The organism is Janthinobacterium pasteuri (assembly GCF_051380775.1).
In the GTDB taxonomy this organism is placed as follows: domain Bacteria; phylum Pseudomonadota; class Gammaproteobacteria; order Burkholderiales; family Burkholderiaceae_D; genus Janthinobacterium.
This window is the reverse complement of the sequence record NZ_JBNYXS010000012.1, coordinates 25,524-49,237: the sequence shown is the minus strand read 5'-3', so window position 1 is coordinate 49,237 and position 23,714 is coordinate 25,524. Positions and strand designations below refer to the sequence as shown.

Here is a 23,714-nt window from a genome sequence, read left to right as displayed (position 1 = left end):
GCCGCGCTGCGGTCCGCATCTGTACAACAGGAGAAACACATGTCTGACAACCAAGACGACCAAAGCGCGGAAGACGATTGGGGCGCGGCTATTGCCGAGCAGGCCAAGGCGGAAGCCGAAGCGCTGCAAAACCAGGCTGCCAATACGGCCAGCGCGGCCAGCGCCGCCGTGTTCAAGGACTTTTCCAAGCAGGCATCGAAGTCGGAAACGCACAACGATATCGATTTCATCCTCGATATTCCCGTGCAGCTGACGGTCGAGCTGGGCCGCACCAAGATCGCCATCAAGAACCTGCTGCAACTGGCACAAGGTTCCGTGGTCGAGCTCGACGGCCTGGCGGGCGAACCGATGGACGTGCTGGTGAATGGCTGCCTGATTGCCCAGGGCGAAGTGGTGGTGGTGAATGACAAGTTTGGTATCCGCCTGACCGACATCATCACGCCTTCCGAACGCATCCGAAAATTGAATAAATGAAGCCTGGCCTGTTGATTTCCACCCTGCTGCCGCTGGCAGCAGCTTGCTGCATCGCCCAAGCTGCACCGGCGCCGGCGCCCGCGTCGGCGCCAGTTGCCGCAGCGGTGACGGCAGAAGCGCCGGCGGCCAGCGTCGCCAGCGCGCCTGCCGAAGTGGCAACTGAAAAAACCGCTGCAGCCGCTGAAGCGGCGCCCGCGCCAGCTGCCGCCCTGCCCGCCATGCCGGCGGGCGCGCCCATGACGATGGCGCCGACGAGCTCGGCCGGCAGCTTGCTGCAAACCATCTTCGCGCTGGTGTTCGTGCTGGCCCTGCTGATCGGTCTGGCCTGGTTCATGAAGCGCTATGGCCCCAAGGTCATGGGTGGCAACAACAAGATGCGCGTCGTCAGTTCGCTCAATCTGGGTGGACGCGAACGCATCGTCCTCGTCGAAGTGGCCGACCAGTGGATCGTCGTCGGCGCCTCGCCAGGCAGGATCAACGCGCTGGCCACCATGCCGCGCCAGGAAGGCGATTTGCCGCAACTGGCCACGGCGCAAAATGGCCCCGCGGCCGCCAATTTTTCCGAGTGGCTGAAACAGACCATCGAAAAACGCAATGGGAAATAAGCAGCAGATGGCGTGGTCCAACGTGAAGACTCCCCTGACCTGGCTGCTGGCGGCGGCCGCGCTGGCCTTGCCGCTGTGGGCCATGGCCCAGCCGGGCATCCCGGCCTTCAACAGCACGCCGGCGCCGGGCGGAGGACAGAATTACTCGCTGCCGGTGCAGACGCTCATCCTGATGACGTCGCTCACCTTCCTGCCGGCGGCCCTCTTGATGATGACCTGCTTTACGCGCATCATCATCGTGCTGTCCCTGCTGCGCCAGGCCATCGGCACGCAGTCGGCGCCGCCCAACCAGGTGCTGGTGGGACTGGCCCTGTTCCTGACCCTGTTCGTCATGGGCCCCGTGTTCGATAAGATCTATACGGATGCCTATCTGCCTTACCAGGAAAACAAAATCAGCATGCAGCAAGCGATGGACAAGGGCGTCGATCCCCTGAAAACCTTCATGCTCAAGCAGACGCGCCAGGCCGACCTGGCCCTGTTTGCCAAGATGTCGCGCTCGCCGGCCCTGCAAGGTCCGGAAGACGTGCCGTTGCGCATCCTCGTGCCCGCCTTCGTCACGAGTGAACTGAAAACGGCGTTCCAGATCGGCTTTGCCATCTTCATCCCCTTCCTGATCATCGACATGGTGGTCGCCAGCGTGCTGATGTCGATGGGTATGATGATGATGTCGCCGGCCACGATCTCGCTGCCGTTCAAACTGATGCTGTTCGTGCTGGTCGATGGCTGGCAACTGCTGCTGGGCTCGCTGTCACAGAGTTTTTACTAGGGGAAATACGATGACACCCGAAAGCGTCATGACCCTGGGCCGCCATGCGATGGAAATCACCCTGATGGTGGCCGCGCCCATGCTGCTCGTCGCCCTCATCATCGGCTTGATCGTCAGCATCTTTCAGGCGGCCACGCAGATCAACGAGTCGACCCTGTCCTTCATCCCCAAGCTGGTCGGCATCTTTGTCGCCCTCGTCGTGGCGGGCCCGTGGATGCTGTCCGTCATGCTCGACTACATGCGCCAGGTCTTCACGGGCATCCCGAACCTGGTCGGTTAGTGCATCAATCGCTGATCTTCCTATGCTGACCCTGTCGAGCATCGAGCTGAACACGTGGATCGCAGCACTGCTGTGGCCGCTTAGCCGCATCCTCGGCCTGATTGCGGCCGCGCCCCTGTTCGGCAACGCGGCCGTGCCAGCCAGCGTGAAGGTGACCCTGGGTGCGCTGCTGGCCATGATCATCGCGCCCACCGTACCGGCCCTGCCTGCCGTCAACCCGATGTCCTTGCCCGGTTTGCTGATCCTGACGCAAGAGATGCTGGTGGGCCTGGCCATGGGCTTTTCCATCCGCATCGTGTTTTCCGCCATCGAAATGGCCGGCGAGCTCAGCAGCCTGACCATGGGCCTGGGCTTCGCCTCCTTCTTCGACCCGCAAACCAAGGGCAGGTCTTCCGCCATCAGCCAATTCCTCGTCATGCTGGCCACCTTGATGTTTCTGACAGTCAATGGCCACCTGGTCTTGCTGGCGGCGCTGGCGGAAAGTTTTGTCAGCCTGCCCATCTCATCGAGTCCCATCAGCGGCGGCGGTTTCCAGCAATTGGCCGCCTGGGGCGGGGAAATCTTCCGTTCCGGCCTGCAGATTTCGCTGCCCATCATCGCCGCCTTGCTGCTGACCAACGTGGCGCTGGGCATTTTGACGCGCGCCGCGCCGCAGCTGAACATTTTCGGTATCGGCTTCCCCGTCACGCTGGGCGTGGGCTTGCTGGTGATCAGCATGGTCCTGCCCTACCTGGCCACGCCCTTCCAGAACATGTTCCTGCGCGGCATAGAAACGGCACGCTTGCTGCCGCGCGGCTTCGCCACGCGCGACCGGCCACCGCCGCCGCTGCCGGCCAATCCCCTGCGCCCCGCGCCGCCGGCCACGCCAGCGCCGTAAGATCAGCGCTGCTGGTCGCTGCTGAGTGCGAGGCGCCAGCGCCGCACATCGACGTTCAGGCGCAACTGGTGATGCTTGACCAGATAGTGCACGCCGACCAGCGCCGCCGCCAGCCCCGACAGGGCGCCGATGCCCAGCGCCCAGCGCGGGCCGAAGGTATCGGCCACCCAGCCCACGACGGGCGCGCCCAGCGGCGTGCCGCCTGCCGAGATGGCCAACAGGATGGCCATCACGCGGCCCCGCATGGCGGGCGCCGTCGACAGTTGCACACTGCTGTTGACGCTGGTGGTAAACGTTTGCGCGGCGATGCCGATGACCACCAGCATCATGCCGAACAGCCAGTAATTGGGCATCACGGCGGCCAGCGCGCAGGCCAGGCCGAACAGCGCTGCCGCCCCCAGCAGCAAGGCCAGCGTAGGCTGGCCACGCCCCGCCGCCAGCAGGGCGCCGGCCACGGAGCCGCATGCCATCACGGAACTGAGTACACCATACTGGCCGGCGCCCGCATGGAAGGCCGTGACCGACATGGTCGACAGGAAGATGGGGAAATTCATGCCAAAAGTGCCGATCAGGAACAGCATCAGCAGGATGGCCATCAGGTCGGGCCGCTGGCGCACATAGCGGAAGCCCTCGCCCAGGCTGGCGCGCGTGGCCTTCAGGCGCGGCGCGCGGCGCAGCAGTTCCACGCGCAGCAGCAACAGCGAACCGATCACGGCAGCAAACGAGGCGGCGTTGATGATGAAGACCCAGCCGCTGCCGACGCTACTGATGAGCAAGCCGGCCACCGCCGGGCCCAGCATGCGCGCCGCATTGAACGAGGTGGAATTGAGCGCCACGGCATTCGTCAAATCTTCCTCGCCGACAATGTCGGAAACAAACGTCTGGCGCACGGGCGAATCGAAGGCCGTCACGCAGCCCAGCAGGAAAGCAAACACATATACATGCCACAGTTGTACCCGTCCGCTGATGCACAAGATCCCGAGTCCCAGCGCCAGCAAGCCCATGGCCGCCTGCGTACACAGCAGCAGCTTGCGTCGGTCGAGCAGGTCGGCCGCCATGCCCGTCAGGGGCAACAACAGCAGTTGCGGGCCGAATTGCAAGGCCATGACGATGCCGACGGCACTGGCTTTATGCTGCGTCAATTCGCTCAGCACCAGCCAATCCTGGGCCGTGCGCTGCATCCAGGTGCCGATATTCGACACCAGGGCGCCACCGGCCCAGATACGGTAATTGGGAATGCGTAGCGAACGGAATGTGTTGTTCATCTGGGCGTGCGGGCTCCTTGCCGGGGTCGTGGTGGATGGTTCAGCGGATCACTCCGCCAAGCGTTTGAGCAGGGCCACCGCATGGTTCAGTTCGGTGACTTCGTCCGGCGTGAGCCGGGTTTCAATGGTGCGCGCCAGCCAGTCTTCGCGCGCGGCCCGGCTGGCCGCGATCCAGGCACGGCAGCTGTCCGTCAGGGTCAGGATCGTTTGCCGTCCGTCGGCCGGATCGGGCGAACCCGTCACCATCCGCGCCTCGGTCAGCGCCAGCACCGTGGCGGCCATCGACTGGGGCCGCATGCCTTCGGCGCGCGCCAGACTGCTGGCCGTGGCCGGGCCGTCGCGCTCGAGGCGGCTCAGCACGGATGCCTGCGACATGCTGACATCGCCCAGATGCGCTTCTTCGCGCAGGCGGCGGCGCAATTTTCCGATGAGAATGCGCAAGTCGCCGGCCAGCTGCAATACGTGTTCGTGCTCTTCTTGTGGGGTGTGCATGGGAGGCAGGTAATCAATCAACAGGCTCCACTATAACAGATACACAGGTAGACTGCACAGTTTGCCTGCATATATTATCAAGGCGACCATCTTGCGGACGTAAAAAAGCCGGGGCGGGAGATGCACTCCCTGCCCCGGCCCGGCTGGCCGTCACGCTGAAATGACGGCTTAGCTGATGTAGTTGAACAGCGACAGGCCCGAGATCGAAGTGAACGATTTTTGCGCCGCCTGCAGGGTGACTTGCTGCTGACTGAAAGTGGAAATGGCTTTGACCATGTCCAGGTCCTGCAGGTCCGACAGGGTGGTGGCGTACTGGATGTCGAGGTCGTCGCCAGCACTGTCGAGATAATCGAGTTCCTTCATGCGGGAACCGACTTCCGCGCGCACGGACAGTACATTGTCGTAGGCCGTGTCGAGAATATTATGCGCGGCGTTCAAGCCGTTCGTCAGGCGTGCCTGGCCCGCATCGCCGCTACCCGGCTGGCGCAGCACGCCGATCAGGTTTTTCACGGTGGTGAACAGCGATTCCTTGGCGCTCGGCTCCAGCGTAAAGCTGTCCTGGTCGGCCGGCTTGCCCGTGATATTCACTTGCTGGCCATCGAAGGTGATGGCGTCGCCCGCCTTGTAAGGGATGGGCACGGCGGGATTTGGCACCGTCTGGCCCAGCGTGGCGTCCGTGACGGTGTAGGTGGTGACGGCGGAGGTACCCGTGCCCGTGACCTTGAAATCGATCGAATACTTGTGCCCCGTCAATGCCGACGGGTCCGTCACCGTGCCGCCCGAAATGATGCCCGAGCCGCCGCGCGTAAAGTTGGCGGTGGCGGCCGCCGTGGTGAACTTGCCATTGCCGGTCAGGTTATTCTCGAACACGGTGGCACCGGAATCGCTGGTAGCGAGGTAGCGCGCCGAACCCACCTGCAATTCGCGCTGGCCCTGATCGCCCACATAGGTGGCGCCCGTCGGCGTCTGGCTGAATGGCTGGGTGGTGGATTTATAGCCGGAAAACAGGTAGCCGCCGGCGCCATCGGCCGTGTTGGCGATGCCCAGCAAGTCAGTCAGCCGGCCTTCCAGCTCCTTGGCCAGGGTATCGCGGTCGACATCCTTGAGGGCAGGATTACCGGCCTTCAGGACCAGGTCTTTCACGTCGGCGATCAGCGAAGTGGTGCTGCCCAGTGCCAGCTCTTCCTGCGACAGGAAGTTCTTCGCGTTCGAGCGGTTCGTCACGAACTGGGTATTGATCGATTGCGACTGCGTCACTTCCAGCGCGCGCGCCGAGGCGATCGGATCGTCGGCCGGCGTCAGGTTGCGGCGGTTCGCCGACAGTTGCATCTGCGTACGGTTCAAGGCGCCCTGCAGATTATTCAGCTGCGAGCTGCCCTGGTCATAAATCATTCGTGTGCTGATGCGCATGATGCTGCCCTTCCAGAAAGCCGCCGCGCGCTATGTCGCGGCAAAAATTGATTAACGTCCCAGGCCGATCACCACGTCGAACAGGGTGCTGGCGATCTGCATGACCTTGCCGCACGCCTGGTAGGACTGCTGGTAACGCAGCAGGTTGGCCGCCTCTTCATCGAGGTTGACGCCGGAAACGGCCTGCTGCTGGGTGCTGACCTGCTGCAGCAAGGCCAGGCTGGCCAGGCCGCTGACCTGTACTTCACGTGTCTTGTTACCCACGAAGCTGACGGTCTGCGCATACGAACCCTGGAACGTGGCATTGCCGCCATCGAGGATGTTCTTCGTCTGCAAGCCCGCCAGCAGCGCGGCATTGCGGTTGTCGCCCACGCCGCCCCTATTGGGCTTGATCGTGAAGGTATCGCCCTGTGCCGGCGCGCCCGTCATGCTGACATTGATGCCGCCAAAGCTGAAGTTATCGCCTTCCTTGTACGGGATATTCGCCGTGCCGGCCGGATAGGTCGTGGTGGCCCCATTCAAGCCCTTGACCGTCACCGCCTGGCCGGGTGGGAAACCCGTCAGCGAGGTGGTCGCCTTGTCATATGTCAAGGTCAAGGGAGCCGTCAGGGCATTGCCCGGGCTCAGGTATGCCTTGTCGACGGAGCCGGCGCTGAGCTTACCCGAGCCCGTATTGGCCACCGGCGCCGAGGTGGCGATGGGCGCGGCGGCGGCGATCTTGTTGCGGTCGGTGATCAGCACGTTCAGGCCGGCCGCGCCATTCGCCGTCGGCCTGATGACGTAGTTGTCGCCCTGGGCAGCCGTGCCCGAGATCGAGAAATCGACGCCGTCGATGGTTTGCGGCCCCGTTTGCGGATAGGGATTGATGATGGTGTGCGCACCGTCCGATTCGCGCGTCACCACATAGTTGCTGCCGTCGTATTTCAGGCTGTAATCGCTGGCCGTCAGCTTGGTGGGGTCGCTGACCTTGGCCGACAGCACGGTGGTGCTGCTGGCGTTGTTGCCGCGGTCGGCGCCGATCACGGGGTCGGGTATCTTGAAGAAGTCTCCGCCCATGGCGTCATTCAAGTCCTGGCCCAGCTTGTGCTGGTCATTGAAGGTGCTGGCCAGCGCGATGGCCACCTTGCCCAGGGAGTTCTGGACATTGTCCAGGGTGCCGCTGCGGAAATCCAGCAAGCCGCCCAGCGAGCCGCCGGTCAGGGAGCTGTCCGGCAACACGGTGACGGTACTGCCCGTGACATAGCCCACCTCGATGCGGTTCGGGTCCGTCCGCGAAGGCGTGGCCGCCAGCTCGAAGCTGCGGTCCGCCACCACCAGCGGCTGGCCCGCGCCGATGGAAATGGTGACGGTATTGTTGGCAGCGGGTTGCACCGTCGCCTTGACATATTTGTTCAATTCCGTGATCAGCTGATCGCGCTGGTCCAGCAGATCGTTGGGCTGGTTGCTGGCATCGACCGACAACTGGGAAATCGACTTGTTCAGCTCGGCGAGCTGCTTGGCGTAGGTATTAATCACCGTCACATTCGACGTGATCTGCGAATTGACGCCGTCGCCGATCTCCGTCAGGCGCGCGCTCAAGCCCTGGAAACGGGAAGCGAGCGAGCCGGCGCTCGACAGCAGCGCCTGACGCGAGGCGACCGAAGACGGATTGGCGCTGAAATCCTGCACGCCCTTGAAGAAGTCTTGCAGGGCGGGCGACAAACCCGCCGTGGGATCGGCCAGCAAGTTGTCGATCTGGCTGATCTGCGTGTAATAGCTATCGAGCGCGCTGGTGGCACTTTGTGCGGCATTGACCTGGGTGGCCATGAAGCTGTCGTACTGGCGCTTGATCTGCGACACTTCCGTGCCCGTGCCGACGAAGCCATAGCCGGCAAAGTTGGACTGCGAAGTCTGCTGCAGCACCGTCTGGCGATTGTACCCGGGTACATTCGCATTGGTGATGTTATGCCCGGTCGTCGACAGGCCCACCTGCGCTGCAAGCAAACCGCTCTTACCGATGCTGAGTAGATTCGAAGTCATGGTGTCTTATTGGTTACCGTCAAATGTATTTACGGCAGCCGCGGCGAAAACTTGAAGCGCGCGGCCTGCACATGGGCACGGCAGGTATCAGCCGACCAGCGAATTCTTGATGATTTTTGTCAATTTGGCGGCGTAATTCGGGTCCGTCGCGTAGCCGGCCTTTTGCAAGCCCTGGGCGAACGTACTGGCGTCGCCTGCGCTGGCCAGCACTTTCTCGTAGCGTTTGTTGTTGGTAATCAACTGCGCATAATCCTTGAAGCTGTCCGCGTAACTGTCGTAGGCGCGGAATTTTTCCACCTTGCGCTGCGCCTTGCCATTCACATATTCCGTGGTGACGGCTTCGGTGACCTTGCCCTTCCAGTCGTTTGACGCCTTGATGCCGAACAGGTTGTGGCTGCTGCTGCCGTCGCGGCTGATGATTTCGCGCTTGCCCCAGCCCGTCTCCAGCGCCGCCTGGCCCAGCATGAACTTGGCCGGGATGCCGGTGGCACGGCTGGCTTCTTCCGCATGCACGCCCAGCTTTTCCTGGAAGGCGCGCACGTGCGGCGCCTGCGTGGCGTTGGCCTTGTCGCTCAGGGTCTTGCCGGTGCCGGTGGCACTGCTTGCACCATCGGTGAGGGCGCCCTGCTGCTGGCGGAAGGCGGCCAGCGCCTGCGCCATGCTCGAGGAACGCGGCGACGGCGCTTCGGCCCCATCGGCGGCCAGCGCCTGGCTCGATGACGACAGTTGGCGGATCAGCACGTCCGCCAGGCCCGTGCCTCGCTTGGCCAGGTTCTGGCTCGTCTGCTGGTCCAGCATCGAGGTGTACATCTTGCTTTGCTGGCTATCCATGATGCCGTCCTGCGGCGTGGCGTCGCGCATGCTTTTCATCATCATGTTGATGAACATGGCTTCAAATTGCGTGGCTGCCTCTTTCAGGGCGGCGGGGTCCTTCGCCCTGGCGGACTGGCGCAAGCCATCCATGCCCTTGACGTCATAGGCGGCGGTATTGCTGAGGTCGGTTTGGCTGATCATGGCATGTCCATCAAATGATTTCGAGTTCGGCGCGCAGCGAACCGGCCGCTTTCATCGCCTGCAGAATGGCCAGCAAGTCTTGCGGCGAGGCGCCGATGGCATTCAAGGCTTTCACCACGTCGGACAGCGAGGCGCCGCCCTTGACCAGCATGACCTTGCCCGGTTCCTTCTTGATATCGATCTGTGCCGTCTGCGTGACCACCGTGCGTCCACCCGACAAGGGCGCGGGCTGGCTCACCTGCGGCTCGACATTGATGGTGACGGACAGGTTGCCGTGCGAAATGGCGCACGTTTCCAGGGTCACGGACTGGTTCATCACGACCGAACCGGTGCGCGCATTCATGATGACCTTGGCCGCCAGGCGGGCCGGGTTGACTTCGATGCTTTCCAGCTGGCCCAGGAAGGACACGCGCTGGTCGCTGCCGCTGGGCGACTGCACCTGGATCACGCGGCCATCGAGCGCGGCGGCCGTGCCGGCGCCGTAACGGCTGTTGATGGCGTCGACCACGCGGCTGGCGGTGGCGAAATCGGTGGCATTCAATTCCAGGCGGATGGTGTTGTTGGCACCCAATACCGAGGGCACGCTGCGCTCGACTGTCGCGCCGCCCGAGATGCGCCCCACGCTCAAGTGATTGATGACGACCGAGCTGCCGGCCGCCTGCGCACCCACGCCGCCCACCAGCACGTTGCCTTGCGCCATGCCGTACACCTGGCCATCGGCACCCTTCAATGGCGTCATCAGCAAAGTGCCACCGCGCAAGCTTTTTGCATTGCCCATCGACGATACCGTCACGTCGAGCAGCTGGCCCGGCTGGGCAAACGCGGGCAAGGCCGTCGTTACCATCACGGCAGCCACGTTTTTCAGCTGCAAACTGGTGCCTTGCGGCAAGTTGATACCTTGCTGCTGCAGCATCGCCGCCACGCTCTGGATGGTGAATGGGGTTTGCGTGGTCTGGTCGCCGCTGCCATCGAGGCCGACGACGAGGCCATAGCCCATCAGCTGATTCTGCCGCACGCCGGCGATGCTGGCCAGATCCTTGATGCGCTCGGCCTGCGCCACGGGTGCCAGCAGAGAGATAGCCAAGCCGACAATGGCGAAAAAGCGGGGAAAAGTAAACGTGGCCATGATCAGAACGGCAACAGGCTGAGGAAGAAGCGCGACGCCATCGAGGCCATTTCGGCGCGGTCGATCTGGCTGTTGGTGCGGTATTCGACGCGCGCTTCGGCCACCTGGGTCGATGGCACGACGTTGCCGATGCCGATCGTATCGGGATTGACCATGCCCGAGAAGCGGATGAATTCGGTGCCCTTGTTCATGGCGATCTGTTTTTCGCCGGCGACGATCAGGTTGCCATTCGGCAATACCTCGATGACCGTCACGCCTATCGTGCCGCTGAAGGTGTTGCTGGCGGACTGGTTGTCGCCATCGGCAAATTTCGTCGCGCCATTCGCCTTCACGCTACCGCCCAGGCTACCCTGGGCAAAGCCGGGCACGCTGAAGCCCACGCTGCCGGACTTGTTGCCGGAACTGGCGCCCGCCTTGACGGCATTCGTGCGCTCGGTAATGGCAATCGTCATGGTGTCGCCCACATGCCGCGCGCGGCGGTCTTCGAAGGCGGGACGGTAGGTCGACGGCTGGTAGATGGAACCATTGCTGACGACCACCGGTTCGGGCATCGGCGCACGCGTGGTGGTCGGATATTGCACGATCGAGGTGGGCGTGATGGCGCAGCCGGACAGCAGGACTGCGGACAACAGGGCGATGATAGGGTATTGCATGACGAACCTCCGCTGCCATCCGGCGGCGGATGGCATGACGACTATGAAAATTAAAGTTGCGACAATTTCTGCAGCATTTGATCGGATGTGGTGATGGCCTTGCTGTTGATCTCGTAGGCGCGCTGCGTCTGGATCATGTTGACCATTTCCTCGGCCACGTTGACGTTCGAGGTCTCGATATAGCCCTGCATCAGCACCCCGGCGCCGTTTGTGCCCGGAGTGTTGGTTTGCGCCACGCCGGAGGCGCCCGTTTCCATGTACAGGTTTTCGCCCTTCGATTCCAGGCCGGCCGGATTGACGAAGGTGGTCAGCTGCAGGGAGCCGATCTGCGATGGCGCCACGGTATTGGGCAAGGTAACGGAGACGGTGCCGTCGCGCGCCACGGTCAGGCTCAGCGCATTGGTCGGCACGGTGATGGCGGGCTGAATGACGAAGCCTTCGGAGGTCACCAACTGGCCATTGGCATCCGTCTGGAAGGAGCCGTCGCGCGTGTAAGCGGTGGCGCCATCGGGCAGCAGCACCTGGAAGAAACCGGTGCCGTTGACCATCACGTCACGCGAATTGCCCGAAGCCTGCGGATTGCCCTGGGTATGGATGCGTTCGGTAGCCACCGTGCGCACGCCCGTGCCGATCTGCAAGCCCGACGGCAGCTGGGTTTGCTGCGAGGATTGCGCACCAGGCTGGCGCACATTTTGATACAGCAAGTCTTCAAACACGGCGCGCGACTTCTTGAAGCCGGTGGTGCTGACGTTGGCCAGGTTATTGGCGATCACGTCCATCTGCGTCTGCTGCGCTTCCAGGCCGGTCTTGGCTATCCAAAGGGAACGAATCATGTTTTTTCTCCAATAACAGCGCTTGCCAGCCCTGTAGACTATTTCTATGTGACCATTATGCGACCGGCTCTATCAATTCAAAGCGAGGATCTGGGTGGCTTTCGCCGCGTTATTCTCGGCATTCTTCAACAAGCTCATTTGTGTTTCGAACTGGCGCGCCAGAGCGATCATGCTGACCATGGAGTCGACGGGGCTGACATTGCTGCCTTCGAGCGCGCCTGTGGTCAGTTTGACGGCCTGGTCGGCCTGCGCCACCGTGCCATTCTTCAGGCGGAACAGGCCATCGTCGCCGCGCACCAGTTGCTGCTCGGGCGGGTTGACCAGCTTGATGCGCCCCAGCACTGTGGACGGGCCCGGCGGCACGTCCGTGGAAATCGTGCCCACCGTGCCATCGCTGGCGATGGCCACCGTCACGCCCGGCGGAATGGCCAACGGACCCGTGTCGCCCTGCACCATCAGGCCCGATTGCGTCTGCAACATGCCATTTTCATTGAGCTTGAAGGCGCCGTTGCGCGTATAGGCTTCGGAACCGTCGGCCGACTGCACCGCAATCCAGCCATTATTTTCCACGGCGACGTCGAGCGTGCGCCCCGTGTGCTGCATCGGACCTTGCGTGAAATCGGAACCGACCGTCGAATCGACGACGAAGGTGCGCGTCGGCATCATGCCGTCGGCCACCACGGGCACGGCGCGAAACGAATCGAGCTGGGCACGGAAACCCGTGCTGGTAGCGTTCGCCAGGTTGTTCGCCGTGGTCGCCTGCTTGTCCAGGATGTGCTTGGCGCCCGAGCCGGCGGTGTAGATGAGACGGTCCATTTTTTATTTCTCCTGTTGCCTGAAACCCAACGTAGAAACCGGGGTCGGACGGGGACGCCAAGTCCCTGAGGGTCCGACCCCAGCCTTTCGCCGTTAAGGGTGCAAACGATTAACGCAGATTCACCAGGGTCTGCAAGACCGAATCCTGCGTCTTGATGGTCTGCGCATTCGCCTGATAGGCGCGCTGCGCGGTGATCATGTTGACCAGTTCGGCGGTCAGGTCGACGTTCGATACTTCCACTGCCGAGGCGCGCAAGTCGCCCAGACCGCCCGAGCTCGGTTCGCCCGTCATGGGGCTGCCCGAGGTCGAGCTTTCCGCCCAGGCATTGTTGCCCAGCGGTTCGAGGCCATTCGGATTGGCAAACTTGGTCAATACCACCTGGCCCAGGTCGCGCGTCTTGCCATTGTTATACTGGCCCTGGATCACGCCATCCGTACCCACCACGAAACGGCTCAGCTGGCCGGCCGCATAGCCATCGGCCACGGTGCGCTTTTCGCTGGTCGACGAACTGAGCTGGGTGGAATTGGTGAAGTCGACCTTGATCGCCAGGTTCGCGTTCGCGCCCGTGGCGGGGAAGACGGGCAGGTTGACCGTCACCGGCAAGGTTTGCGGCGGCGTCAGCGCCAGCATGGCTGCCTTGTCCAGGCTACCGACGCTGTTGAACACCAGCGAAGCCGACCTCACGGCGGGCACTTCCGTCACCGAGGCGATATTCTTGTCGATCTGGTCTGGCGTCAGGCTGGAATTGACGCCATTCGGCACGGCGCTGCCATAGGTGGCGCTGATGGCGGCCAGTTGCGCGGGGCTGGCGCCGGCCGCAGCGGCGGCGGCGCGCACGGCGGCGCCGGCTGCATTGCCATAGGCCACGGCGGCCGCCGTGATATTGGCTGGCACCAGCGGCACGGCCGTGACAGCGGACTGGTAGGCGGCGCGCGCGGCGACCGAGGCGGCATCGGTCTGCGCCGCCGCCGCCACTTTCGCGCTGGTAATTTCCTTGCCGTCGGTGGCCGAGTAGACATCCCAGGTATTGGTGCCCGTCTTGACGTAGAAATTGGACATGGTGTGCGAATTGCCCAGCGAATCGAAGACCGGCACGGGGAATTGTTTGGTCCACGACTTTTGCTCGCTCACGCTGAACGGCACCACAGTCGGCATGGCCGAGTTGGAATCGAGGTTGACCTGGGTATCGACCTTGGTAGTCGCCTGCGGCGCCATGTCGGACGGGTCGATCTGCAGGGGCACGGTGGCACCGGCCAGGATCTTGCCGTTCGCATCGGCCGGATAGCCCGTCAGCTGGGCTTTCTGTGCATTGATGATGAAGCCGCTCTTGTCAACCTGGAACTGGCCGTTGCGCGAATACTGGATGGCGCCGTTCACGCTGGTGCGGAAGAAACCGCCGCCATTGATGGCGATGTCGAGCGGATTCGACGAACTCTCCAGGTTACCCTGATTGAACAGCTGCGCCACTTGCGACACGGCCACGCCGATGCCGGGCTGGTTGCCACCCACGCCATACAGCGAGTTGGCATAGATGTCGGCAAACTGCGCCTGCGACTGCTTGAAACCCACGGTGGCCGAATTGGCGATGTTGTTGCCGATGACGTCCAGCGATTTGGCGGCGCCATTCAAGCCGCTCAAGCCTTGTTGGAAAGACATTGTGTTCTCCTGGTAGAAATTAGGGGTAGAGGGTCTACGCTACAAATGAGCGGCTTACAAAATCTGTTTCACATCGGCCATGGTGATGCTGCCCACGCCCGGCACATTCAATTTCACGCCACCTGCGCCCGTCGACACGCTGGCGACCGAACCGAACATCAGCGCCGCTGCATCCGTGAGCTTGGCGCCGCCGCGCGTGGCTTCCACCGAGAAGGTATAGGCGCCGTCGGCCAGCACGATCGGCTTGCCATTCTTGTCGAGGTCGGCGGTGGAGCCGTTCCAGCCCAGCGGCAAGGTACCCGCGTCCTGCGGGCCAAGGTCGATGGAATGGACTTGCTTGCCCGTGCTGTCGTAGATGATGACTTTGACGCTGTCGGCCGGCGTCGCCAGGTCCACGCCCAGCAGGGCCGCGCTCTTGCTCAGGGTGATGTTCTTGCCTGCCGTCAGCACGCCGTGGCCGATGATATTGGCCGCCTGCATGGATTCGGCCTGCTGGTAGCTGGTTTTCAGCGTTTCCAGGGTGGTATTGAGCTTGTTGACGCCCGTTACCGTGGACAGCTGGGCCAGCTGGCTCGTCAGCTGCGCATTGTCCAGCGGGTTCATCGGATCCTGGTTTTGCAGCTGGGTTACCAGCAGGGTCAGGAATTTGTTCGTCTCCTCCTCGACGCTGCCCTTCGCGGCCGTCGTCTTCTTCGGATTCATCGTCGCCATCAGGTCGGTGACGGGGCTGGTGCTGGTATCGATGGTTGCCATAATAGTCAGTCAGCCTTATTGGCCGAGCGTAAGTGTTTTCAGGAGCAGCGACTTGGCCGCGTTCATGGTTTCCACGTTGGTCTGGTAGGAACGCGAAGCCGACAGCATGTTGACCATCTCGTCGACCGTATTCACGTTGGGCATGGTGACGTAGCCCTTCTCGTCGGCCAGCGGGTTCTTCGGGTCGTAGACCAGCTTCATCGGCGACGGGTCTTCGATCACCTTCTGCACCTTGACGGCCGTGGCGCCGTTGCTCATGGGCACGGCTTCGAACACCACCTGCTTGGCGCGGTAGGCTTCGCCCGTGGCGCTGGTGGCGCTGTCGGCATTGGCCAGGTTGCTGGCCACCGTGTTCAGGCGCTGCGCCTGGGCGCTCATGGCCGAACCGGACACATTAAAGATATTAAATAGCGACATGATTATTGTCCTCCCTGGATAGCCGTCAGCATGCCCTTGATCTGCGAGTTGAGGAAGGTCACGGCCGCCTCGTAGCGGATGGCATTGTCGGCAAAGGCGTTGCGTTCGAGATCCATGTCTACCGTATTGCCGTCGACGGCGCCCTGGGCCGGCGCGCGGTACAGCAGCGGCGTGCCGTCGGCCAGGGTCTCGACCTTGCCGCCCGTGCTGCCACCGGTGGCGGCCACGCCCTTGCCCGGCATATGCTGCGGCGCCGTGCCCTTCAGAGCCGGCTGCACGCCATCCTTGCGCGCCATCGCCCCCTTCAGCGCGCTGGCGAAATCGACATCGCGCGCCTTGTAGTTGGGCGTATCGGCATTCGCGATATTCGAGGCGAGCAATTCCTGGCGCGTCGAGCGCAGGCTCAGCGCCGTCTCGTTGAAGCGCATGTAATCGTCGAGTTTCCCTATCATGTCAGGCTCCGGAAAGATCTGCCACTGGCGCCTGAGATGGCGGAAGGATGGCGGTATAGTGATGACAGGAAACATAGTACGGTGCCCACAAGCAAGGCCATCGCCGGATCAGACTGCACTTTTACCCCTTAATCGGCGCTTCGATCAGGGCCGCGCGCACTATCATGGCAGTATTCCAGAGGCCTATCACCATGAAAACACCGCTCGCACTCCTTCTCGCTCTTGCCGCCCTGCCAACGCTAACCCAGGCGCAAAACGCCGGCCGGCAAACGCCTGAAGCGCTGCGCAACAGCGTGGAACAATTCCTGCAGGTGCAAAGCAACGGTTTGCCGGGCAAGGTGACGATCACCGTCGGCGCCGTCGATCCGCGCCTGAACCTGGCCGCTTGCCCCGCACCGCAAGCATTCATGGCGCCGGGCGCCCGCGCCTGGGGCAAGACCACCGTGGGCGTGCGCTGCACGGTGCCAGGCAACTGGACCATCTATTTGCAGGCCAACGTGGCCGTCGTGGGCGACTACGTGGCCAGCGCCGTGCCGCTGGCGCAAGGGCAAGCCATCGATGCCAGCCAGCTGGTGACGATGCAGGGCGACCTGGCCGCATTACCGGCAGGCATCGCCACCGACATGGCCCAGGTCGTGGGTGCAAGCACGAATATCTCCTTACCACCAGGCACGCCGATGCGCCTCGACACCCTGCGCCGCAAGCCGGTGGTGATGCAGGGCCAGTTGGTGCGCGTCGTTTCCAGTGGCAACGGTTTCCAGGTAGCATCAGAAGGACGCGCCATCGGTAGCGCCGGCGATGGTCAGACGGTACAGGTACGCACGCAGAGCGGCCAGCAGATCAGCGGCGTGGCGCGTGCAGGTGGCATGGTGGAGGTCGCCTTTTAAACACGGATGGACAGCGATATTCTGGTCTGGCGCACTAAAGTTTCGGCAGAAGGTGCCGATAACCACACATATCCCGGAGTTTCTTGACTTCGACCAGACGAGGATCACGCTGTGAAAATTACCGATAACACCATTAAAAGCAATCCCGGCCTGCCGGTGGCGCCCGCGAGCACCTCTGGCGCCCGGAATGCCGAGAAAGCCCAGGCAACACCGACGACGTCGGACAATGTACGCCTGTCGCCGCAAGGACAGGCATTAGCGGCCAGTGCAACTGCCGGCAGCGGCGCCGTGTTCGACACGAAAAAAGTCGAACGCATCAAGCTGGCGATCGCCGACGGCCAGTTCCAGGTCAACTCTGAAAAAGTAGCGGACGGTCTCCTCGACACAGTCAAGGACTTGCTGCACTCACGAAATAGATAGGTTCCCTCATGCAATCAGTGACTCCGTTTTCCAGCCTGCGCGACGAGCAACAGCTCATGACCACATTGCTGGCATTGATGAAAGAAGAACAGCGGCATCTGGTTGCCGCTGACATCGATGCGATCACGGAGCTCACGGCGCGCAAGACGGCACTCGTAGGACAATTGAGCCAGCTGGCGGCGCAACGCCACCAGGCGCTGGCGGCAGCCGGTTTCACGGCCGCCGAGGCGGGCATGGAAGACTGGCTGGTCGGCGCCAGCGAAGCCGAAGCGGCATCCCTGTGGAAAGCCCTGCTCGAGACCACGCGCGAAGCCAAGGAGCAAAACCGGCTGAACAGCCTGCTGGTCAACAAGCACATGCTGCACACACAAGGCGCCCTGAACGCCATGCGCCCCACGGCTCAGAGCGGCAACTTCTACGGCCCCAGCGGCCAACCGATGACGAACACGGCCAGCCGGCGCGTCGTGATCGGCTAATTTCCCTTCTTATTTCCCTTATTTGACAGATCCCCCCCGGCAAGGCGCAGCGGCCTTGCCAGCTCATCCGTGCGCGGGACGCCCCGTGTGCTGGCGAAATTTCGCCGCGATGGCTTGGCCCTTCGCTGCGGCGGCAGCCTGCTGCACCGGCGTCAGTTCAGCCTGCAGCCAGTGCCAGTATTCATCCTGGTAGGGATTGGTGACGCCGGGCGCCAGGATGTCGTCGTAGACGAGGCGCAGGGCCAGCAGGTAGCCATACGCTTGCGGCGCATCCTTCTGCACCACCTCGCCATCGCGCAGATACGCCATCATCAGGGTAGCCACGCTGGAAAGTTCCGCCTCGTCCGCCTGCGCCGTCAGCTGGGCGATGGCTTGCCGCTTCCATGCCTGCACCAGCGGATCGTCGGGACGGTTGCGCAGCGCGCTGCGGTCGCCGAACGGGCCTTCCGACAGGAACAGCGTGGCAGCACCCGGCACGCCCGCCTTCGCGGCAGTGGCCAGATAGCCGAGGCGGTCGTCGCGCTGGCGCTGCGTCAGGCCCGCGCACAGCTGCTGCTGGGCGGCTTTTTCTTCCGCCGTCATCTCGCGTCCCAGCTCGAATTCCAGCCCCGGCAAGCGGCTTTCGCGTTGAAAAACGATGCAGTCGTCGATCAGATTGAAGGCCGCATACGCGTCTTCCGCCCTGCCGCTGGCACCCAGGCGTTCGAGCCGCAGCGCCAGGGACACGACAACGGGCGCGGCATCGGCGACCGGGCTGGCATCGATATTCAAATACGATTCCAGGCTGCGTCCCGCTGGCCCGCTGGCGGCAGCGGTGGCAGCAACTGCGGGCGCGCCGCCGTCGGATGCGGGCCAGTACGCCAGCGCCAGCGCTGCCGCGATGGCAGCGGCGATGGCGATGCCGGTAAGTTTGATATTCATCATGAAGTGGCGCGCGTGGACTGAAAACGCACGTTACCACAGGCGCGCGGCACAGTGCCGCACGCACGCGAGCCGGCTAGCCGCCGGCCTTTTTCGGCTGGTGACCCAGCTTGGCCAGCGCGGCCATCACCGTCTCTACATGGTCGCCCTGCACTTCGATCACGCCATCCTTGACGGTGCCACCCGAGCCGCACTGCGTGCGCAGCTGCTTGCCCAGCAGGGCCAGCGCGATGGCGTCCAGCGGCAAGCCCTTCACCACGGTGACGCTCTTGCCGCCGCGTCCCTTGGTCTGGCGCGACACGCGCACCACGCCGTCACCCGCAGGCGCCGCCTTGGCTTGCGCCTTGCACGCGCATTGCGCCAATGGCTGGCGGCATGCGGGACACATGCGGCCCGTTTCGGTGGAATAGACGAGACCGCCCAGGGAACTGCTTTTCATGATCGAGAGATAAAAAGGGAGAAGGCCGCGATTGTACCAAGCAACGGAGTTCAGTTAGCCGGTACCGGCGCAGGTGCAACAGGCGCCGTCGGCACTTCCGTCACCGTTTCCGGGATGCCGGATAAAATCGTCACGGCGACCCTGCGGTTGCGCGCGCGCCCTTCCGGCGTGGCGTTCGGCGCCACGGGGATGTTGTCGGCGTGGCCCACGGCCGTCAGGCGCGACGCTTGCACGCCGCTGGCGATGAACAGGCGCACCACGGCGCTGGCGCGCGCGGCAGACAATTCCCAGTTCGAGGCAAAGGCCGAATTGCTGATCGGCTGGACATCCGTATGCCCTTCCACCTGCACGTCGTGCGTGTCGTCCTTGAGCAGCACGGCGACGGCGCGCAAGGCCTGGTCCGATTCCGCCGTCAGGCGCGCCGCGCCCGGGTCGAACAGCACGCTGGCATTGATTTCCACGCTCACGCCGCGGCTCGTCTGCGTGACCCGCACTTTTCCTTCCTTGACCAGCGGCGCCAGGGTGGATGTCAGGTCCTGCGCCAGGCGCGTCATGTGTTCGCGCTCGCGGCGGATGGCTTCCGTGCGGCGTTTCAGGGCGGGATTCGGCAGCGGGATCGCTTGCGGTGCTTCCATGATGATGGGCGGCGCGCCCTTTTCCAGACTGAAAGCCTGGCCGATGGCATTCTGGAAGACGCGGTATTTGCCCTCGTTGACTTGCGAAATCGCATACATCACGACGAAAAAGGCGAACAGCAAAGTGATGAAGTCGGCGTACGAGATCAGCCAGCGGTCCTGGTTGTCCGGTTCCTCGTCATACTTCCTGCGCGCGCGCCGCATCATGCTCAGTGCTCGTGCAGCAGGCTGGCCACGCGCTCTTCGATGATGCGCGTATGGTCGCCCGTGGCGATGTCGTACAGCACGGCGGCCGTGATTTCATATTGCAGCACGCGGCGCGAGACGATGGCCTTGAGTTTATTGGCCACCGGCAAGAACAACAGATTGGCCAGGCCCACGCCATAAATCGTCGAGACAAAGGCGACGGCGATGCCGCTACCTAATTTACTCGGGTCGGTGAGGTTTTCCATGACGTGGATCAGGCCCAGTACGGCGCCCAGAATACCGATGGTGGGCGAATAGCCGGCCGCCGATTCCCACACCTTGACGGCCTGGCGCTCAGCCATTTCATAGGCGGAGATTTCCACGTCGAGCAGCTGGCGCAGCTTGTCGGGGGCGATGCCGTCGACGATCATGCGCAAGCCCTTGGCGTTGAAGCGGTCGGCCGTGTTTTCCATCAGGCGCTCGAGCGCCAGCGGGCCGTCGCGGCGCGCCGTCAAACTCCATTGCCCGATGTCGCGCGCCAGCGCGGCGCGCGTGTCGGCCGGCGGCAGGAACACCCAGCGCAGCATTTCCAGGCCGCGCACAAAGGTGCGCAGCCGCGTTTGCAGCAGCACGGCGCCGAAGGTGCCAATGACCACGATGGCAAAGGCGGCCGGCTGCAGCAGGGAGGCCATCTTGCCGCCTTCCAGTGCCTGGCCGACCAGCAGGCCCGCCAGCGCCAGCGCCAGCCCGATTACGCTGGACCAGTCCACGCCAGCTCCCTCAAGGTTGCGCGCAGGCGCGCGACGGCCTGGGTATGCAGCTGCGAGACGCGCGATTCGGACACGCCCATCACCGCGCCGATCTCCTTCAGATTCAGCTCTTCTTCGTAATACAGGCCCATGAGCATTTTCTCGCGTGGCGGCAGCGCGTCGATGGCATCGATCACGGATTGCCGGAAATCGGTATCAAGCAGGGATCGCAAGGGGTCGCTGTCCTCGTCCACGCAATGGCGGTCGAGAAAGCTGTCATTGCCGTCCGGGTCATGAAAGTCTTCGTAGTACAGCAACTGGTGGCCGCCGCCGTCGCCCAGCATTTCCTGGTAGTCGGACAGCGACATCTTCAGCAATTTCGCCACTTCCGACTCCGTCGGCGGGTGGCCCAGGCGCTGCTGCAGGGTGCTCATCGCCTCTTCGATCTTGCGCATGTTCTGGCGCATGCTGCGCGGCAGCCAGTCGCTGGTGCGCAATTCGTCGAGCATGGCGCCGCGGATGCGCAGCACGGCATACGTCTCGAACTGCGCGCCATGCGTCTCTTCATAGCGGCTGATGGCGTCGAGCAGGCCGATCATGCCGGCCTGGATCAGGTCATCGACCTCGACCGAAGGCGGCAATTTCGCCTTCATATGGTGCGCCAGACGCTTCACCAGCGGAATGTGCTCCGTCAGCAAATAGTCCTTGTTCGATTTCCCTTTGACCGTGTACATAGGCTGCTTATTGTTTTAACTGCTATCGTGTGCTGATGATGGAATCAGGCGCTGAACTGCTGCAAGCTCCCCGTCTGATACAAGGTGCCACCGAGCACCGGCGCCGCCGAACGGGCCAGCCGCTCGGCCAGTCCGCGAAACGCCACCGAGGCCCCCGCCAGCGGAAAGGCATCGACCACGCTGCGGCCCAGCCGCGCCGCACGGTGCAGATACTCATCGGCAGGCACCGACCCCATCGAAGTCAGTTTCACGGCCAGGTAGCGGCTCGCCGCTTGCGCCATATTATCGTATACCACTTTTGCCTCGGATTCGGAAGCGCCGGTGACCAGAATGCCAAAAGGACGGCGTCCCAGTTCCTGGCTCAGGCGCTTGATCAGGCAGTACGCGGCCTTGATCGAGGTGGCGCTGGTCGAGACTTGCACCACGATATCGGACGAAGCCATCAGCGGCACGGGGAAGCAATCGCCCTCGTCGGCCACGACGCCGTCGACCAGCACGATGCCGCTCTGGCGCGCCAGCACTTCGAAGGTCTTGCCCAGGCGGCGCAATTCTTCCTCGCCCGCATAGTCCATGCTATCCATCAAATGGTTGCGCGCGCCCAGGCTGGCCACGCCGAAGCCTTGCGGCACCTGGTGGATGACCTGGTTCAACGCGCACTGCTGGCGCGCCACGTCGCGCAGGCTGGCGCCGTGCGCCAGTCCCAGGCGCGCAGCGACGCCATCGCTGCCGCCACTGGCGTCGAGCAGCAGCACGTCATTGCCGCCGTAGGCCAGCGAGGCGCCCAGGTTGACCAGCATGGCGCCCTTGTCATCTTGCGGCGTGGCCGATAAAAATGTCATCACGCGCGGCTGCGGGCCGGCCAGCATGCGGCGCAAGCCCTCGGCCTGGTCGAAATCGAAATTAGCCAAGGTGCACCCCGCGCGCTTCATTGTTGCGGGCAGCCGCCTGCGCCATCAGCAACGGCAGTTCGGCATCGGAAAACTGCGTCGCCGCCGCATCGCGCTTGAGCTTGAAGGCGCGGTCGATCAGGTAGCCGCGGTCGGCCAGGTACAAATCTTCCGGCACGCGCTGGCCGTTCGACACATAAAACAGGTTCAGCTTCTGGCGGATCACCACGTCGAGCACATTGCCGATCGAAGCCGCTTCATCGAGCTTGGTCATGATGCAGCCGGCCAGGCCGCTGCCCTGGTAGGCGCGCACCACTTCATTGAGGGTTTCCTGCGTCGCCGTGGAATTCAGGCACAGCAGGCGTTTCACATCGGCGCCGGCGCCCGACAACATGGCCACCTGTTCCGTGACCATCTGGTCGCGCTGGCTCACGCCCACCGTATCGATCAGCACCGTGTGCTTGTTCTTCAATTCCTTCAGGGCGATGCGCAAGTCCGCTTCATCTTTCACCGAATGCACCATCACGCCGAGGATCTTGCCGTAGATGCGCAGCTGTTCATGCGCGCCGATACGATAGGCGTCCGTGGTGATCAGGGCCAGCTTTTCAGGGCCATGGCGCATCACGCAGCGGGCCGCCAGCTTGGCCGTGCTGGTGGTCTTGCCGACGCCGGTCGGGCCCACCAGGGCAAACACGCCGCCCTGCTCCAGCATGGCGTCTTCATTGGCCACCGTATTCAGGTTACGGCTGAGGACGGTCTTGATCCAGCGCATGCTTTGCGCGCCATCGAGGCCGGCGGGCAGCTTGTCGATCAGGTAGCGCGCCAGGCTGGCCGAAAAACCGGCGGCCAGCATTTCGCGCAGCACCACGGCTTTTTGCGGCTCGCGCTGCTGCGTCGAGCCCCACGAGATTTCCGCCAGCTGGGTTTCCATCATGCCGCGCATGGCGCGGATTTCATTCATCATGCCGCTCATCTCGGCGGCGGCGTTCTCTTTGACGTGCGCCAGCGCGCTGGCCATCATCTGCTGCATGCGGGCCATGTCCACTGGCTCGGAAGAAGCCTGGCGCGGCGCGGCCGCGCGTAGCGCAGCCGGGCGCTGGGCCGGGGCGGCCGGACGCTGCGGCGTGGCGAACTGGGTCTGCAACTGGGGACGGGGCTGGGCCATTTCGGACGCGGCCGGCGGCGAGGCCAGCGAAGCGGCATCGTCATTGGCCAGCGCGAGGATTTCCACCACGCCATCGGCCTGGCGGTTCGACAGGATCACGGCATCGGGGCCCAGCGCTTCGCGCACCTTGCGCAGCGCATCGCGCGACGAGGCGCCCGTAAATTTCTTCACATTCATGACCGGCCTCCCAAGGCGGGGGTGGCGCAATACTGGCTGAACTGTGTGACCATCGTCGACTCCTGTTGCTTGGGTGCTGTCTTCCACATGGACACAGATCACCCGGACAGTTTCTATTATTAGCGATGC

The 23,714-nt window shown here is 63.3% G+C and carries 28 protein-coding genes; 8 read left to right on the top strand and 20 right to left on the bottom strand.

Annotated features, from left to right (window positions below):
• Window positions 1-39 precede the first annotated feature (39 nt).
• The 5 genes from fliN to fliR are packed head-to-tail and all read left to right on the top strand — an operon-like array spanning window position 40 to window position 3,002.
• Complete coding sequence (fliN, locus tag ACQ4WN_RS13915) at window positions 40-474, top strand: flagellar motor switch protein FliN (RefSeq protein ID WP_034754038.1); 435 nt, start codon at window positions 40-42, stop codon at window positions 472-474.
• On the top strand, window positions 471-1,079 hold the full coding sequence (gene fliO / locus ACQ4WN_RS13910) for a flagellar biosynthetic protein FliO (protein ID WP_436552079.1): 609 nt from the start codon (window positions 471-473) through the stop codon (window positions 1,077-1,079). Before fliN ends, fliO begins: the two co-directional genes overlap by 4 nt.
• Window positions 1,069-1,845, top strand: coding sequence for a flagellar type III secretion system pore protein FliP (gene fliP, locus ACQ4WN_RS13905; protein WP_071075858.1), 777 nt, complete (start codon window positions 1,069-1,071; stop codon window positions 1,843-1,845). Before fliO ends, fliP begins: the two co-directional genes overlap by 11 nt.
• Window positions 1,846-1,855: 10 nt before the next feature.
• Entirely contained in the window at window positions 1,856-2,125 is a 270-nt protein-coding gene (gene fliQ, locus ACQ4WN_RS13900; RefSeq protein ID WP_099762562.1) for a flagellar biosynthesis protein FliQ, read from the top strand.
• Window positions 2,126-2,147: 22 nt separating this feature from the next.
• Window positions 2,148-3,002, top strand: a complete 855-nt coding sequence (fliR, locus tag ACQ4WN_RS13895; protein ID WP_436552078.1) for a flagellar biosynthetic protein FliR — start codon at window positions 2,148-2,150, stop codon at window positions 3,000-3,002.
• Between the two features lie 2 nt (window positions 3,003-3,004).
• On the opposite strand, the gene ACQ4WN_RS13890 is transcribed toward fliR, so the two are convergent.
• From ACQ4WN_RS13890 to flgB, 13 genes are all read right to left on the bottom strand, one after another.
• Window positions 3,005-4,267, bottom strand: a complete 1,263-nt coding sequence (locus tag ACQ4WN_RS13890) for an MFS transporter (protein WP_436552077.1) — start codon at window positions 4,265-4,267, stop codon at window positions 3,005-3,007.
• Between the two features lie 48 nt (window positions 4,268-4,315).
• Window positions 4,316-4,759 (bottom strand): MarR family winged helix-turn-helix transcriptional regulator, encoded by a 444-nt coding sequence (locus tag ACQ4WN_RS13885; RefSeq protein ID WP_436552076.1) that lies wholly within the window; start codon window positions 4,757-4,759, stop codon window positions 4,316-4,318.
• Between the two features lie 168 nt (window positions 4,760-4,927).
• Window positions 4,928-6,169 carry a flagellar hook-associated protein FlgL gene (gene flgL, locus ACQ4WN_RS13880; protein WP_436552075.1) on the bottom strand — a complete coding sequence of 414 codons (1,242 nt, stop codon included), beginning with the start codon at window positions 6,167-6,169 and terminating at the stop codon, window positions 4,928-4,930.
• Between the two features lie 51 nt (window positions 6,170-6,220).
• The gene (gene flgK, locus ACQ4WN_RS13875; RefSeq protein ID WP_436552074.1) at window positions 6,221-8,188 is read right to left on the bottom strand and encodes a flagellar hook-associated protein FlgK; all 1,968 of its coding nucleotides are present in this window, start codon (window positions 8,186-8,188) and stop codon (window positions 6,221-6,223) included.
• Window positions 8,189-8,275: 87 nt separating this feature from the next.
• Complete coding sequence (gene flgJ, locus ACQ4WN_RS13870) at window positions 8,276-9,202, bottom strand: flagellar assembly peptidoglycan hydrolase FlgJ (protein ID WP_436552073.1); 927 nt, start codon at window positions 9,200-9,202, stop codon at window positions 8,276-8,278.
• 10 nt (window positions 9,203-9,212) lie between these two features.
• Window positions 9,213-10,328, bottom strand: a complete 1,116-nt coding sequence (locus ACQ4WN_RS13865) for a flagellar basal body P-ring protein FlgI (protein WP_436552072.1) — start codon at window positions 10,326-10,328, stop codon at window positions 9,213-9,215.
• 2 nt (window positions 10,329-10,330) lie between these two features.
• Window positions 10,331-10,981: a flagellar basal body L-ring protein FlgH gene (locus ACQ4WN_RS13860; RefSeq protein WP_436552071.1), complete on the bottom strand. Its 651-nt coding sequence runs from the start codon at window positions 10,979-10,981 to the stop codon at window positions 10,331-10,333.
• A gap of 50 nt (window positions 10,982-11,031) precedes the next feature.
• The gene (gene flgG / locus ACQ4WN_RS13855; protein WP_076568129.1) at window positions 11,032-11,814 is read right to left on the bottom strand and encodes a flagellar basal-body rod protein FlgG; all 783 of its coding nucleotides are present in this window, start codon (window positions 11,812-11,814) and stop codon (window positions 11,032-11,034) included.
• 72 nt (window positions 11,815-11,886) lie between these two features.
• The gene (locus tag ACQ4WN_RS13850) at window positions 11,887-12,630 is read right to left on the bottom strand and encodes a flagellar basal body rod protein FlgF (protein ID WP_436552070.1); all 744 of its coding nucleotides are present in this window, start codon (window positions 12,628-12,630) and stop codon (window positions 11,887-11,889) included.
• A gap of 109 nt (window positions 12,631-12,739) precedes the next feature.
• Window positions 12,740-14,287: a flagellar hook protein FlgE gene (locus ACQ4WN_RS13845; protein WP_436552069.1), complete on the bottom strand. Its 1,548-nt coding sequence runs from the start codon at window positions 14,285-14,287 to the stop codon at window positions 12,740-12,742.
• Between the two features lie 54 nt (window positions 14,288-14,341).
• Window positions 14,342-15,040, bottom strand: coding sequence for a flagellar hook assembly protein FlgD (locus tag ACQ4WN_RS13840; protein WP_436552068.1), 699 nt, complete (start codon window positions 15,038-15,040; stop codon window positions 14,342-14,344).
• 15 nt (window positions 15,041-15,055) lie between these two features.
• Window positions 15,056-15,457: a flagellar basal body rod protein FlgC gene (flgC, locus tag ACQ4WN_RS13835; protein WP_436552067.1), complete on the bottom strand. Its 402-nt coding sequence runs from the start codon at window positions 15,455-15,457 to the stop codon at window positions 15,056-15,058.
• Between the two features lie 2 nt (window positions 15,458-15,459).
• Window positions 15,460-15,909: a flagellar basal body rod protein FlgB gene (gene flgB / locus ACQ4WN_RS13830; RefSeq protein ID WP_426071621.1), complete on the bottom strand. Its 450-nt coding sequence runs from the start codon at window positions 15,907-15,909 to the stop codon at window positions 15,460-15,462.
• Between the two features lie 191 nt (window positions 15,910-16,100).
• Here flgB and flgA point away from each other — a divergent pair, with 191 nt between their 5' ends.
• The 3 genes from flgA to ACQ4WN_RS13815 all read left to right on the top strand — a co-directional run bounded on the left by flgA (window position 16,101) and on the right by ACQ4WN_RS13815 (window position 17,692).
• Complete coding sequence (gene flgA / locus ACQ4WN_RS13825) at window positions 16,101-16,796, top strand: flagellar basal body P-ring formation chaperone FlgA (protein ID WP_436552066.1); 696 nt, start codon at window positions 16,101-16,103, stop codon at window positions 16,794-16,796.
• A 111-nt stretch (window positions 16,797-16,907) separates the two neighbouring features.
• A complete protein-coding gene (gene flgM / locus ACQ4WN_RS13820) occupies window positions 16,908-17,216 on the top strand; it encodes a flagellar biosynthesis anti-sigma factor FlgM (RefSeq protein ID WP_034787161.1) in 309 nt (102 codons plus the stop codon).
• 8 nt (window positions 17,217-17,224) lie between these two features.
• Window positions 17,225-17,692: a flagella synthesis protein FlgN gene (locus ACQ4WN_RS13815; RefSeq protein ID WP_436552065.1), complete on the top strand. Its 468-nt coding sequence runs from the start codon at window positions 17,225-17,227 to the stop codon at window positions 17,690-17,692.
• 63 nt (window positions 17,693-17,755) lie between these two features.
• Here the strand turns inward: ACQ4WN_RS13815 and ACQ4WN_RS13810 are convergent, their stop codons facing one another.
• The 7 genes from ACQ4WN_RS13810 to flhF all read right to left on the bottom strand — a co-directional run bounded on the left by ACQ4WN_RS13810 (window position 17,756) and on the right by flhF (window position 23,585).
• Window positions 17,756-18,616, bottom strand: coding sequence for a hypothetical protein (locus ACQ4WN_RS13810; protein ID WP_436552064.1), 861 nt, complete (start codon window positions 18,614-18,616; stop codon window positions 17,756-17,758).
• 73 nt (window positions 18,617-18,689) lie between these two features.
• Entirely contained in the window at window positions 18,690-19,052 is a 363-nt protein-coding gene (locus ACQ4WN_RS13805) for a translation initiation factor Sui1 (RefSeq protein WP_436552063.1), read from the bottom strand.
• A gap of 50 nt (window positions 19,053-19,102) precedes the next feature.
• The gene (gene motD / locus ACQ4WN_RS13800) at window positions 19,103-19,891 is read right to left on the bottom strand and encodes a flagellar motor protein MotD (RefSeq protein ID WP_436552157.1); all 789 of its coding nucleotides are present in this window, start codon (window positions 19,889-19,891) and stop codon (window positions 19,103-19,105) included.
• Between the two features lie 5 nt (window positions 19,892-19,896).
• Entirely contained in the window at window positions 19,897-20,643 is a 747-nt protein-coding gene (locus ACQ4WN_RS13795) for a flagellar motor protein (RefSeq protein WP_071075840.1), read from the bottom strand.
• Window positions 20,625-21,356 carry an RNA polymerase sigma factor FliA gene (locus ACQ4WN_RS13790; RefSeq protein ID WP_436552062.1) on the bottom strand — a complete coding sequence of 244 codons (732 nt, stop codon included), beginning with the start codon at window positions 21,354-21,356 and terminating at the stop codon, window positions 20,625-20,627. The genes ACQ4WN_RS13795 and ACQ4WN_RS13790 overlap by 19 nt, the downstream gene beginning before the upstream one ends.
• Window positions 21,357-21,400: 44 nt before the next feature.
• Window positions 21,401-22,264 carry a MinD/ParA family ATP-binding protein gene (locus tag ACQ4WN_RS13785; protein WP_436552061.1) on the bottom strand — a complete coding sequence of 288 codons (864 nt, stop codon included), beginning with the start codon at window positions 22,262-22,264 and terminating at the stop codon, window positions 21,401-21,403.
• Entirely contained in the window at window positions 22,257-23,585 is a 1,329-nt protein-coding gene (flhF, locus tag ACQ4WN_RS13780) for a flagellar biosynthesis GTPase FlhF (RefSeq protein WP_436552060.1), read from the bottom strand. Before flhF ends, ACQ4WN_RS13785 begins: the two co-directional genes overlap by 8 nt.
• Between the last annotated feature and the right edge of the window lie 129 nt (window positions 23,586-23,714).